Annotated in this window: 10 protein-coding genes; 5 read left to right on the top strand and 5 right to left on the bottom strand. The window is 61.6% G+C overall.

Annotated features, from left to right (window positions below):
* The first annotated feature begins 1 nt into the window (after position 1).
* Genes C0058_RS08985 through C0058_RS08975 form a run of 3 tightly spaced genes read left to right on the top strand, consistent with a single transcriptional unit; the run spans position 2 to position 1,882 of the window.
* A complete protein-coding gene (locus tag C0058_RS08985) occupies positions 2–913 on the top strand; it encodes a fimbrial protein (protein ID WP_256348246.1) in 912 nt (303 codons plus the stop codon).
* 10 nt (positions 914–923) lie between these two features.
* On the top strand, positions 924–1,391 hold the full coding sequence (locus C0058_RS08980) for a fimbrial protein (protein WP_003218898.1): 468 nt from the start codon (positions 924–926) through the stop codon (positions 1,389–1,391).
* Positions 1,388–1,882, top strand: a complete 495-nt coding sequence (locus C0058_RS08975) for a fimbrial protein (protein ID WP_003218900.1) — start codon at positions 1,388–1,390, stop codon at positions 1,880–1,882. The genes C0058_RS08980 and C0058_RS08975 overlap by 4 nt, the downstream gene beginning before the upstream one ends.
* Here the strand turns inward: C0058_RS08975 and C0058_RS08970 are convergent, their stop codons facing one another.
* The 4 genes from C0058_RS08970 to C0058_RS08955 form a co-directional block, all read right to left on the bottom strand.
* On the bottom strand, positions 1,883–2,530 hold the full coding sequence (locus C0058_RS08970; RefSeq protein WP_017477281.1) for a response regulator: 648 nt from the start codon (positions 2,528–2,530) through the stop codon (positions 1,883–1,885). It lies immediately after the preceding gene.
* Positions 2,531–2,558: 28 nt separating this feature from the next.
* Entirely contained in the window at positions 2,559–5,456 is a 2,898-nt protein-coding gene (locus C0058_RS08965; protein WP_087693699.1) for an ATP-binding protein, read from the bottom strand.
* Positions 5,457–5,580: 124 nt separating this feature from the next.
* Positions 5,581–6,780 (bottom strand): EAL domain-containing protein, encoded by a 1,200-nt coding sequence (locus tag C0058_RS08960; RefSeq protein ID WP_102368407.1) that lies wholly within the window; start codon positions 6,778–6,780, stop codon positions 5,581–5,583.
* Positions 6,777–9,584 carry an ATP-binding protein gene (locus C0058_RS08955; protein WP_008437634.1) on the bottom strand — a complete coding sequence of 936 codons (2,808 nt, stop codon included), beginning with the start codon at positions 9,582–9,584 and terminating at the stop codon, positions 6,777–6,779. The genes C0058_RS08960 and C0058_RS08955 overlap by 4 nt, the downstream gene beginning before the upstream one ends.
* Before the next feature lie 170 nt (positions 9,585–9,754).
* Between C0058_RS08955 and C0058_RS08950 the strand changes: the two genes are divergently transcribed.
* Positions 9,755–10,942 (top strand): MFS transporter, encoded by a 1,188-nt coding sequence (locus C0058_RS08950; protein WP_102368406.1) that lies wholly within the window; start codon positions 9,755–9,757, stop codon positions 10,940–10,942.
* An 87-nt stretch (positions 10,943–11,029) separates the two neighbouring features.
* Here the strand turns inward: C0058_RS08950 and C0058_RS33000 are convergent, their stop codons facing one another.
* A complete protein-coding gene (locus C0058_RS33000) occupies positions 11,030–11,263 on the bottom strand; it encodes a hypothetical protein (RefSeq protein ID WP_102368405.1) in 234 nt (77 codons plus the stop codon).
* Positions 11,264–11,489: 226 nt separating this feature from the next.
* Here C0058_RS33000 and C0058_RS32765 point away from each other — a divergent pair, with 226 nt between their 5' ends.
* The gene (locus tag C0058_RS32765) at positions 11,490–11,627 is read left to right on the top strand and encodes a hypothetical protein (protein ID WP_167410166.1); all 138 of its coding nucleotides are present in this window, start codon (positions 11,490–11,492) and stop codon (positions 11,625–11,627) included.
* Positions 11,628–11,903: the final 276 nt, after the last annotated feature.

Genomic DNA, 11,903 nt, shown 5'->3' with positions numbered 1-11,903 from the left:
CATGATCGTTAAAGCAACACATAAGGTGCGTGGACGGCTGATGCTTGCGCTGTTGTGCGCAGTATTGAGCTGCCTTTCACAACAGGCGCAAGCGTTGGTCGAAGGGAATCTCAACTGCACAGTGCCAGGCGTTCCGAGCGGCGGCTACACGTTTACACCGGGCCAGGCGATCAGGATCGTCTTCGAGGGCACGTGCACCGTTCGCCGCGCATTCCCCTATTCAGCCGGTTTAAATACGCGAATCAACTACATGAGCGGCCCGAATCAAGCCCCGTTGAGATGGTCCGACCCGTATAACAACATCTATTTATACGATCTGAATATCGGCCAATACAGCCGCAATTGCCTGGGCGGCTACTGCCGGCCTCTACCCCTTAATACTGTGGTGCCTTACCGCTACATTCTGGTGGGCACAGCACCCCAAACTGCAGGCACACGTTGGATAGGGGTGTTGCTGGGCGTTACCTCGGAAAACTGGCTGGGTTATGGCGAGTGGTTTCTTAACACAGGGTTTTCATACACCGTAGTCCCGCCTGCCTGCAGCCTGAGTTCACCCGGCAGCGTCAACCTGCGCTTCGGCTCTATCAGCAACAGCGACATCAATAACCAGATGCAGTCGACCACAGTGTCAATTAAATGCTCGGCGCAGATGCGAGCCAACGTCTACCTGCTTCCAAACCAGACGGTAGTCAGCCCTACTACCGGTGTGACGCGCACCTCGCTGGCAGGTTTGAACATGCAGGCGCTGTGGACCGACACCCTGAACCCGGTGAACTTCACTACCCCGCGCTTTATGCAGTTACGCGTGGGCAGCAATGACGTAAACCTGAGCTTCAAGCCACAACTGGCGGCCGGGCAATCACCGACGGGTGCGTTTCAGAGCCAATACACGCTGAACATCGACTATCAATGAGGGCCTTGCCATGAAAACTCCACTGCTCGCCCTGATGCTGCTCAGCAGCACCGCTCACGCTGCCGACGTGGTGAATATCACCGTCAGCGGCACCCTCACCCGCCCACCGTGCGTATTGAGTACCGGCACAACCCTGACCGCCGCATTTGGCGACGTGCGTACTGACCAGGTGGCGACCACCGGCACTGTGGAAGTGCCGGTGCGCTTGAAGTGCTCGTCGGGTTCTTCGCTAAATGTCAGCTTCACGTCCAATAACGGCACCTACACCTCCACCGTGGCCAAGACCACGGCGGATAACCTCGGTGTGTCGTTGCTGTGGGCGGACAACACGGCGGCAAACCTCAATGGCACCGTCAAGAAATACACCAACCTCAGCGGCGACGTGGATATCAGCCTCAAGGCGCAACTGGTCGAACGCGGCACGCTGGCGCCGGGCGCGTTCACCTCGTCGATGGTCATGACCCTCAATTACCTATGAAAGCGCTCGCCTGGATGCTGCTGGCCGTAGCCAGCACCGCCCTTGCGCAAGCGGCGGAAGAAGCGCAGATCGACGTCAGCGGCAAGCTGACCGCACCGCCGTGCACCGCAAGGTTTCCGAGTACGCAACAGGTGGACCTGGGCAAGGTCAACCTCAACCAGTTGGCCGACGGCAGCACCGTCGCCACCGATGTGCCGCTGGTCTTCGACTGTCAGGCGGGCGCTCAGGTCGAGCTGAGTTTGTCGGCGGGCATGGCCCGGGCCCTCACCGTCAGCCCGGTGCTGCTCACCAATCTCCCATCCCTGGGGTTGCAGGTGCAATTGCGTGACAAGACCGACAAGCCGGGGATCGGCCTGGGCCAAACCGGCACCTGGCCGGTAGAAGACGAACCGTTGGCGCTGACCCTGCGCGTCAAGCCCGTGTCCCTGGGCGAGCTGCCCGAGGCGGGTAGCTACAAAGCCACCCTGTTGATGCAGATGACGTACCGCTGATTACTGAAACTGCCGGGCTTCGATGCAATAGGTCAGCAGCGCCTGGTCACTGTCCACCTCCAGCTTGCGCATGGCCGAAATCTTCTGCGCGCTGACGGTCTTGTTGCTGCGGCTCAACTGCCGCGCGATATCGCTCACGCTCATGCCCGTCACGAATAAACGCAGCACTTCCATCTCCCGTGGCGACAGGCTCTGGAAGCGCGCCTGCACCTGGGTCACATTGGCCAAGACCGAAGTCGCGGCGGGCTCCGGTGCGCGGTAACTGCGCTGGGCACTGATCGCGCCGAGGGCCTTTTCGATCTCGCCGTGCAGGTGGTTCTTCTGGATCACCCCGGCCACACCCAATTCCTGCAAGCGGGTGAGAATCAGGCTGTTGGAAATCATGGTCAGCACCAGCACCTGGGTCGCGGGAAAGTGACGCAGGATGTACTCGATCAGCTTTAACCCATCGCCATAGGTGTCGTCACCCGGCATGTTGAAATCGGTGATCAGGACTTGCGGCCGGTGCTTGCGCAACTGCTCGATCAGTTGACTGGAACTGACCGCCTCGCCCACCAGGCTGTAGCGTGAATCACGCTGCACAATTTCGCGCACGCCCACCAGTACGATCGGGTGGTCATCGGCGATCACAACGTTCATTTCTCGCATTCTTTATCTTCCTTGTAATGGGCTTTCATCAAGTTTGCGACTCTGCCAGCAAGCACTGCGCAACCGCTGTAAGCCGTGCGCACACGCCTCGAATCTGCGTGGTGGCGTATGTATCCAGCGGTGCGTCGTACAGGGTGTTCTCCCATGCCTGACAAGCGCTGGACAGTTCCCCGGCACGCACACTGGCCAGCGCGCCGTTGAGGCTGTGCAAACGCTCACGTACGAGGGTGGCATCGCCGGCCGTCAGGCCTTGTTCGATCTGCTGCACATCCACCAGCAACGTGTCGGCCATCAGTTGGCGCATGGCCGGGGAAAGCTCGATCCAGCCTTCGCGGTCCCGGTCCACCTGCACCACCGGCAAGGCCGTGGCTCGCCGGCAGTGCGCCATTAACGCCTGGCGCAGCATGCTCAGGCTCAGCGGTTTGACCACCCACGCGTTCATGCCCACCGCCAGGCAACGCTCGCCCTCCTCGCGCAGGGCATTGGCGGTGACGCCGATGATCGGCACCTGGACGCCTTGTTCACGCAACGCGCGGGCCAAGTCGTAGCCGTTGAGGCGCGGCATATTGATGTCGGTGATCACCAGGTCGAACGGCTGCGAACCCCAGATTTGCAGCGCATGCTCGCCGTCACGCGCTACGGTGGGGTGGGCGCCAAGGGCCTCGAGCTGTTCTTGCAGCACGGCCTGGCTGACCGGGTTGTCTTCGGCGACCAGCACGCGCACGTTCAGGCACGGTGCGTCCAGGCACGGCGGCATCGGCGGTTGTTCCGCAGAGGGCAGGGTTTCCTGAAGCACCGGCAAGGTGATGAACAGCGAAAAACTGCTGCCCAACCCTGGCTCGCTGACCACGCGCATGCTGCCGCCCATCAACTCACTCAAGCGCGAGCAGATAGACAGGCCCAGGCCGGCGCCATTGCCGTCCTGGTCGCCCGCTACCTGATAAAACGGCTTGAACAACTGGTCCAGCGCCTTTTCCGGAATGCCCACGCCGGTGTCAGTGACCTGCCATTGCAGGGTCACTTTATCGTCAAGTAGTTGCTGCACCATCAGGCGCAAACGCACGCGCCCGGAGTCGGTGAACTTGATCGCGTTGCCCAGCAGGTTATGCAGGACCTGCCGGATGCGGCCAGCATCGCCAAGCAGTTGCGGCGGTAGCAGCGGGTCGATCTCGGCATCGATCTGCAAGCCTTTATTGCGCGCGGTCGCGCTGAACGCCAACACCGATTCCGCCACCAACTGGCCCGGGCTGAACGGCGCCGCTTCCACGGCCATTTGCCCGGATTCGATTTTCGATACATCCAGTACGTTGCTGATCAACTGGAACAGCACAGTGGACGAACCCTGGATAATTTCCAGGTAGTGGCGCTGGCGCTCGCTCATGTCGGTCAGGGCCATCAGTTCCAGGTTGCCGAGCACGCCGTACAGCGGGGTGCGGATTTCATGGCTCATGGTTGCCAGGAACACGGTTTTGGCCTCGTTGGCTTCGGTGGCTTCCTGGCGCGCCTGGGTCAGCAACTGGGCCTCGTCCACGTGTCGGGTGATGTCGTTGCAGCCGCAGAGGAACACGTCCTCACCTTCGTACCGCGCCGCCACCACCACGACCTGCAAGTACCGCCCCTCCACCGCCAGGCACATCTCGCCGGGGGTGTCCGGGCCATCGTTGGCCTTGAGCACGTCGAGCAGCGGTGCGGTGCCCTGCAATTGCAGCGCGCGCTGGTTTTCCAGGAGTAACTGGTGATCGCTGCGGCGCACTACGCACAATCCCACCGGGGCGTTGTGCAGCATGATGCGGTTGAATGCCTCGCTCTCGAACAGACGCTCCTGCGCGCGTTGCGCCGGGCTGACGATGCGGGTCTTGTACCAATGGTTGATCCACCAGCCCAGCAGCACGGCCGCCAGAAACGTCAGGCCAAGGCCCAGCAGCGGCCATTTGGCGTAGCGCAGGAAATCCTGATAGCTGATGGCGTACAGGCCGGTCCAGTGCTCGCCACCCTCGCTGAGCATCTTGAAGCGCAAACCCTGGCTGTTGAAGCTCAGGCCCAGGGGCGCCATGTGTTCATCGCCGAGGCTGCCGAGCAACACGTCGCCCTGGGGCGAGATCAGGGTGAACTGGTTGTAGACCGACAGTTGCAGTACTCGCTCGATTTCGTCGACCTGCGAGGTGTCCACCACCGCCGCCAGCGTGAGCAGGCCCTGAGGCTGATTGGCCGGCAATACGGCGGCAGGCGCGTCGAGGCCGATCATCGCGACCACGCTGCGGCTGTTCTGGTACAACTGCGGCGGCGCACGCATCCAGCGCACGCGGCTGTCGGTCAGCAGGAGGCTTTGGCTCTGTTGCAGTTGCTGCAAGCGGCTCACCACGTCGCGGTACTGCTCGCGCAACAATGGCTGGTGCTGGCGCAAGCCGCCCACGCCGGGCACGGCCAGGCTGGCGACGGCATTGGGGGTGAACACGAACAGCTGCGGCGAGGCGTAAAACGAGCTGGCCCAGTAGCCGCCGTAGTAGTCAGTCAGTTGCACGCCAAACGCCAGTGCCCGGCGCGTGTCATCCGCCGAGAACGTCTCGGCGTGGGACAAGGTGAAGGGTAGCGACATCGCAAACCCCTTGGCCTGCAACACCACCTGCCCGCCTTCGTGCTGCAACTCCACCACCGAGGTCGACTGCACGGCCGGCAGCGGCGGCGCGTTGCTGCGGCTGTAGCCACTGGCCACGTTGCGCAGGAACGCCTCGTGCTCATGGATGATCTCCACCACGCGGGCGAAGTGGAACTCGACCTTTTCCTGTTCAGCGTCGAGCAACCGCGACACCGCCCAATAGCAACTGCTGGACAGCAACAAGGCGAGCCCCGTGAGCAATAACAGGGCTTTGTTCAAGCGTTGAGAGCTTTGCGCCAGCTTGTCCAGGCGCAGACTTGCATGTTTCATCGTCAGTACCGCAGAAGCCTGAATCAGGATATGGGGCCTATGCTTGATCCCGGCATTGGCCAATAACGCCCGGCTGACCGGGCGACCCTTCCTTCGGGCTTCTTGACTGTGTGACCCTGGCCACTCACATAAGTGCTGGCGCAGGGCCATCCTCGATTAACAGGGCGCTGAATTTTTCCGCCGCCACGGCATGGGAGATCAGGAAACCCTGCACCTGATCGCAGCGGATACGCCGCAACATCGCCAGCTCCGCCTGGGTCTCGGCGCCCTCGGCGATGGTGGTCAGCCCGAGTTTGCGGCCCAGCTCGACAATGCTTTGCAAGGCCGACGCCAGGCTTTCGTTCTCGGCACAGCCATGCACCAGTGACCGGTCGATCTTGACCTCGTTGAACGGCGTCGACACCAGGTTGAAGTAGGAACTGAACCCCTTGCCGAAGTCATCCTGCGCCAACCCAAAGCCCATCATGCGCAAGCGACATGCTCCAGCGTAGTAGTTACTGGGCAGCCGTGTGGTGGAGCTTTCCATCAATTCGAAGGTAATTTGCCGGGGTTCGGCGTCGCGGCTTTGCACCTGGGCAAGCAGGCGGTCGACCAGGTCGCTCTGGTCGAGCAAATGCGTGGGCAGGTTGATCGACACCGGCAGCCGGTAACCGAGTTGCGCCCACTGGGCCTGGGCGATGAGGGTTTGGCCGAGAATGCAGGTGAGCAAGCGGGTTTCCAGGTCAAGGCGCTCGATGTCGTCAAGAAACGCGCCGGGCATCAATAACCCTTCCACCGGGTGCACCCAGCGTGCCAGGGCTTCGGCGCCCACGATGCGCCCGTCATGCAGGGATTTTTTCGGCTGGAACCACGCCTGGATTTCACCATTGGCCAAGGCGCGCTCAAGGTTCTCCCGGGCATGGCTGACACCCCGGTGGCAACACGGCGTGCGCGCCTGCTCGGCGAGTTTGTCGAGGCAATCGCGCAGGGTGCGCACCTCGCGTTCGCGCACCGGCTTGGAGATTAGCCCGGCGACGGTCAGGCCGAGGTTCCCGGCCACCTGCCCGGCGCCCACCAGCATGCGCCGCGACGCCACGCTCATCAGCGCCAGCGCAGGCGGCGCGTGCATGCGGGCCAAGTGCTGGATCAGTTGCACACCGTCCATCCCCGGCATCATCAAGTCGCTGAGCAGCAGATCGTAGCGCTGTCGGGCCAGGCGTTGCAGCGCGGTGGCGCCATCCCAGACCACATCGACGTCAAACCCGCCGATGGCCTGGAAGACGTTGATCAAGTACTCATGCTGGAAAGGATGGTCTTCCACGATGAGTACGCGATAGGCGCTCAAAGCACCCTCCTCTGATAGCGATGCAGGCACTGGTAGAGGGCGCGCAGGGTGAACGGCTTGACCAGGCAATGGTCCATGCCAGCGTTCAGGCAGCGCTCGGCTTCGTCGAGCATCGCGTTGGCGGTGGCCCCGATGATCGGCAGTGAGCAACCCAGGCGACGCAGTTGTTCGGTGAGTTCATAGCCGTTCATGCGTGGCATGTTGACGTCGGTGAGAATCATGTCGAACGCGGTATCACCCCACAGTGACAGCGCTTCAATGCCGTCGCCGGCCAGCACCACGCTGCAGCCGAGCTCTTCCAACTGGTCGCGCAGGATCAACTGGTTGATCAGGTTGTCTTCGGCCACCAGCAGGCGCAGGTTGAGGCTGAACTCGGTGGGCTTCTCGCTGATCCTCGGCGACAACAACTCTTCGCTGCCCTGGGCGCGGCTGACCGCGCGGTTGAGCGCCTGCAGGTTGTTCAGGCCGATCTGCCAGGGATAAGCGCCATGCTCGTCGACCGCGGCCATCACCCGCGGCCCGGACCAATGCAGCAACTGGTCGGGCTCGGTCGGGCCGGGATACAGCTCGACCAATACCGCGCCGGGGTCGGCCTCGGCGGACTCCGGCGCACCGAGTTGCGCGCGCGCGCCCCAGCGACGCAACCAGCCGCCAACACTTTCCGCCAGCTCACGCACCGGCGACACAACATACACCCGCTCGCCGAGCAGCGGCTGCGCCCAGGGAGCCTGGTCGTCGTCGTTGACTTGCTCCAGCGGCAAGGTGAAGGAAAAGCTGCTGCCCAGGCCCGGTTCGCTGACCACCCGCAAGGTGCCGTTCATCAAGTGCATCAGGCGCTTGCAGATCGACAAGCCCAGGCCGCTGCCGGCGACCACATTCGCATTGCCGCTGACCTGGAAGAACGGCTCGAACAGGTACCGCTGGTCTTCCTCGGCGATGCCCTTGCCGGTGTCGACTATCTGCCACTGCAACATCGTGCGCTCGCCTTCACGGCTTTCCAGGCGCAGACGCAAGACAATCCGGCCGCTTTCGGTGAATTTCAGCGCGTTGTTCAGCAGGTTATTCAGGATCTGGCGGATGCGTGTGACATCCCCGCTCACGTGGTCGGGCAACTGCGGGTCAAGGCAGGCGAACAACTGCAGGCCCTTGCTTTGGGCGGCGCCTGCGTAGCCCTGGATCACTTCCTGCACCAACTCGATCGGTGAGAACGTGCTGAACTCTAGGGACAGTTGTCCCGCTTCGATTTTCGACACGTCCAGCACATCGCAGATCATTTGCAGCAAGTTCGCCGACGAGCCCTCGATGGCATTCAGGTAGCCACGCTGCTGGCTGTTAAGGTCGGTGCGCGCAAGCAATTCCAGGGTGCCCAGCACGCCATACAATGGCGTGCGGATTTCATGGCTCATGGTTGCCAGGAACAGGGTCTTGGCCTCATTCGCCGCGTCCGCCAGCGTGCGCGCCTGCTGCAGGGCCAACTCCACCTGCTTGCGTTCGGTGATGTCGCTGAAGGCGCAGATCAGCACCTCCTCACGCTGGTAACGGGTTGGCGCGAAACTCAGGTACAGGTGACGACCGTCGGCCATTTGCAGCTCGTCGGTGCTGCTTTGTTCCGACTCATCGAACGCGCGGCGAATCCAGCCGTGACACAGTTGCTGGCGCTCGTGGCCGTTGCCCAGCCATTGCCGGGACAGGGGGTTTTCCAGCACTACCTCGCCGTCGCTGCGGCGCAGCACGCACAAGGCCACTGGCGCGATGCGAATCACCGCACTGCTGAATGCCTCACTCTCCACCAGCGCTTCGATGCGATTGGCTGCCGGGATAATCAAACGCTGATCGATGCGCCGCACCAACCGCACCATCAACAAGCTGGCCGCTGCGCACAACAGCAGGCACAGCAGCAACGGCATGGCCAGGCTGGGCAACAGTGAACTCAGCTCCAGGCTGTAGACGATCTGCCACTGGGAGTAACCCAGGTGCTTGCGAATGGCCAAGCGATCCGGCAGCCAGCGGCTGCCTTCCCAACCAAAGCTGGCCGTGGCGTGATACTGGCGCAGCACCTGCGCAGCCGACGGTTGATGAGGCGTGCTGCTGAAAATCAGCTGCCCGGCGCCGTCAAGCAACATGAAGTCCCCGGCTTTTTCATGCTGCAGGGCGTTGATCAGGTCCGGGCCGTCCACCTCCAGCCCGAGCCAACCCGACGTGGGGCTACGGTCGTCGAGGCGGGTGAAGATGTATAGCGGTGAATCCAGGCGGCTCTGCTCAGTCAGCCACAACTCATCGCTGACCGAGACCTTGCCGGTGTCCACCGCCATCAACCGCTGCAATACCGGCTGCGGCACATTCTCCGGGGCCGCCCCAACGGTAAACAGGCGCTCCACCACCGGCTCGGCGCGCTGCGCGACGTAGATCAGGTTGACCTGGTTGACCTGCAGGTAATCAAGCAGGCGCCTAGTCAGCCAAAGGCTCCAGATATTGCCCGCCTCGCCCAAGGTGATGTGCAACTCTTCGGCCGGCACATTATTGAGGTTGCCCACGGGTGGCGTGACATGACGAACCGTCGACAGGCCGAGGCTTTTGAGCAGCGTCTGGCGGCTGACAAAAAAACTCTGCGCATCGGAAATCGCCTCATTCATATAACTGCGCCGTAGCGAAATTTCCTCATTCAACGCCGCACGCAAGTAGCTGTAGGCACCCACATACACGCCGAGCACCAATGCCAGGGCAAACAGCCGCAACAACTTGCGCGCGGCCTTGGGCGTCGAAAAAGAAGAGTCGAGTGGTTGCAGGAAATGTTTGAGCTTCATCGCCAAAAGAGTAAGCGTGGCGAGAGGGTAGTTGAATAAGACGGATCTCAAAGCCCCGCACTGCTTGCGCCGATGGAACTCTCGCGCAACACGCTGTTCTAGACACCTTCGTCGCTGCTTGCGTAGCATCGGCGGCTGTCCTTCGTGCACTTCATCAAACAGAGTTACCCATGACTATCCAGCAAACACCCGGGCACGTGCTGCCCGCGCGCAGCGCCGCCAAAATGGAAGCGGCCATGGCCGTGGGCGCCTTTGCGATCGGCACCGGCGAATTCGCCATCATGGGCCTGATGCCCGACATCGCCCACAACCTCAATCTCAGCGAACCGCAAGTGGGCCACGCCATCAGCGCCTATGCGCTGGGCGTGATGGTCGGCGCCCCGCTGCTGGCGATCCTCGGCGCCAAGTTGCTGCGTAAACACATGCTGCTATTGCTGATGGGCCTTTATGCCCTGGGCAACCTCGCCACGGCGTTTACCCCGACCTTCGGCTCGCTGGTGGCCTTCCGCTTTATCAGCGGCCTGCCCCACGGCGCCTACTTCGGCATCGCCGCCGTGGTCGCCTCCAGCATGGTGCCCAACGACAAACGTGCCGGCGCGGTCGCGCGGGTGATGATGGGCCTGACCCTGGCCATGCTGCTCGGCAACCCCATCGCCACCTTCCTCGGTCAACACTTTGGCTGGCGCTCGGCGTTCGCGCTGGTCAGTGCTATCGCCCTGTGCACCATCGCGCTGGTCTGGCAATTCGTGCCGGATCGCCACGACGAACCCCGCAGCGACCCGCGCAAAGAACTGCGCGCCTTCACCAAACCGCAGGTGTGGATGGCGCTGTCCATTGGCGCTATTGGTTTTGCCGGGATGTTTTGCGTGTTCAGCTACCTGGCGCCGACCATGCTCGAAGTGACCAAAGTCTCGCCGCAGTGGATCCCATTCGGTCTGGCCGCGTTTGGCGTAGGCGGCATCATCGGCAACATCGCCGGCGGCAAACTGTTTGATCGTCTGCAATTTCGCGCCGTGGGCTGGATTATGGTGTGGTCGATGGCCGTGCTGATCTTCTTCACCTTCGCCGCCAGTTCGCTGTGGAGCGTGCTGCTGGGCATCGGCCTGGTCGGCACCATGATCGCCATGGCCGCGCCGCTGCAAATCCGCTTGATGGACATTGCGCATGAAGCACCGAGCCTGGCGGCGGCGTCCAACCACGCGGCGTTCAACCTGGCGAATGCGCTGGGGCCGTGGTTCGGTGGGATGGCGATTACGGCGGGGTATGGGTGGACCAGCACGGGCTACATTGGCGCGGCTACGGCGCTGGTAGGCTTGGGCATCTACCTGATCGCCCGACGTATGAAAGGCGGCCACTAAAGCCCTTCCACGATCCAATGTGGGAGCGGGCTTGCTCGCGAAAGCGGTGGGTCAGTCACTGAGTAAATGACTGCCCCACCCGCTCAGTCAGTCATCATGCATCAACCCCGAACCATACTCCCCGTAACTGCTCCCCAGCGCACTGCCGCCAAAATTCATCTTGGCGGCCTTGCTGGGGCTGTGGTCCCCAAACGCCTGGCATCCCCCTGAATAACAAGGGTCGCTACTCAGGTCGCTACTCATGCCCGATGAACCCGACGAACAAGCGGCCAAGAGCAACGTGCCTGCGACCATCACGACTTTGACGAGGTTGGAGATCATTTTTTCAGTTCCCTTTGGGCTTATGGGCTGAGCGTAGGCCTCAATGCCGGTGAGAATTATGAAACTTTGCCGTAGGACAGGATCGGTTCAGGTTGATGTCGTTTTGGCGACGAATTATCCCGGCACATATTCTGATTGGCGATATCAACGGTTAGCCCCTACATATTAAAGCCGACCAGGCATCAATTCAGATGAGCCTGCGGCCTACGTAGAGGGAAGCTCAATAATGGCTAAAGACGAAAAAACCAGTGAAAGCGTCGCTTCAAAAGCAGCCAAGCTGCTGGCGGATCCCACCACTCCGCCGGATGTGAAATCGGTGGCGGCTTCGGCGCTGACTCAGGCGCCCGACAAAAAGAAGAAATAAGCTGAAAACCGTGCCAGGGTGGCTGGAGCTCTGGCACTGGCCACCACGGCACCACGCCCATTCCTGTTAAACTGTCCGCCCTTCGCCTTATCCATCTCAGATCCTAATGTCCTCACCTATAGCACCAACGCCATCGTTCTCCCGTCGCTTCTCCGTTGCTCCGATGATGGATTGGATCGACTTACGCTAAAGAGCTTAAAAATAAAGGCTTGCAGCAGTTATCTATTATCTCCGTACCAATTTTGTACCACGAAGCCCTCTCAATCGACTTTCCGC

The organism is Pseudomonas sp. NC02 (assembly GCF_002874965.1).
Classification (GTDB): Bacteria; Pseudomonadota; Gammaproteobacteria; order Pseudomonadales; family Pseudomonadaceae; genus Aquipseudomonas.
Note: the sequence above shows the minus strand (reverse complement) of the source record. Positions and strands in the feature narration are given on the sequence as shown.

What these genes read in the sequence shown, in the direction of transcription:
- C0058_RS32765 (WP_167410166.1), top strand. Translation starts at nt 11,490, where the DNA reads ATGGCTAAAGACGAAAAAACCAGTGAAAGCGTCGCTTCAAAAGCAGCC.
- C0058_RS08950 (WP_102368406.1), top strand. Translation starts at nt 9,755, where the DNA reads ATGACTATCCAGCAAACACCCGGGCACGTGCTGCCCGCGCGCAGCGCC.
- C0058_RS08970 (WP_017477281.1), bottom strand. Translation starts at nt 2,530, where the DNA reads ATGCGAGAAATGAACGTTGTGATCGCCGATGACCACCCGATCGTACTG.
- C0058_RS08975 (WP_003218900.1), top strand. Translation starts at nt 1,388, where the DNA reads ATGAAAGCGCTCGCCTGGATGCTGCTGGCCGTAGCCAGCACCGCCCTT.
- C0058_RS08965 (WP_087693699.1), bottom strand. Translation starts at nt 5,456, where the DNA reads ATGAAACATGCAAGTCTGCGCCTGGACAAGCTGGCGCAAAGCTCTCAA.
- C0058_RS08985 (WP_256348246.1), top strand. Translation starts at nt 2, where the DNA reads ATGATCGTTAAAGCAACACATAAGGTGCGTGGACGGCTGATGCTTGCG.
- C0058_RS08955 (WP_008437634.1), bottom strand. Translation starts at nt 9,584, where the DNA reads ATGAAGCTCAAACATTTCCTGCAACCACTCGACTCTTCTTTTTCGACG.
- C0058_RS33000 (WP_102368405.1), bottom strand. Translation starts at nt 11,263, where the DNA reads ATGATCTCCAACCTCGTCAAAGTCGTGATGGTCGCAGGCACGTTGCTC.
- C0058_RS08980 (WP_003218898.1), top strand. Translation starts at nt 924, where the DNA reads ATGAAAACTCCACTGCTCGCCCTGATGCTGCTCAGCAGCACCGCTCAC.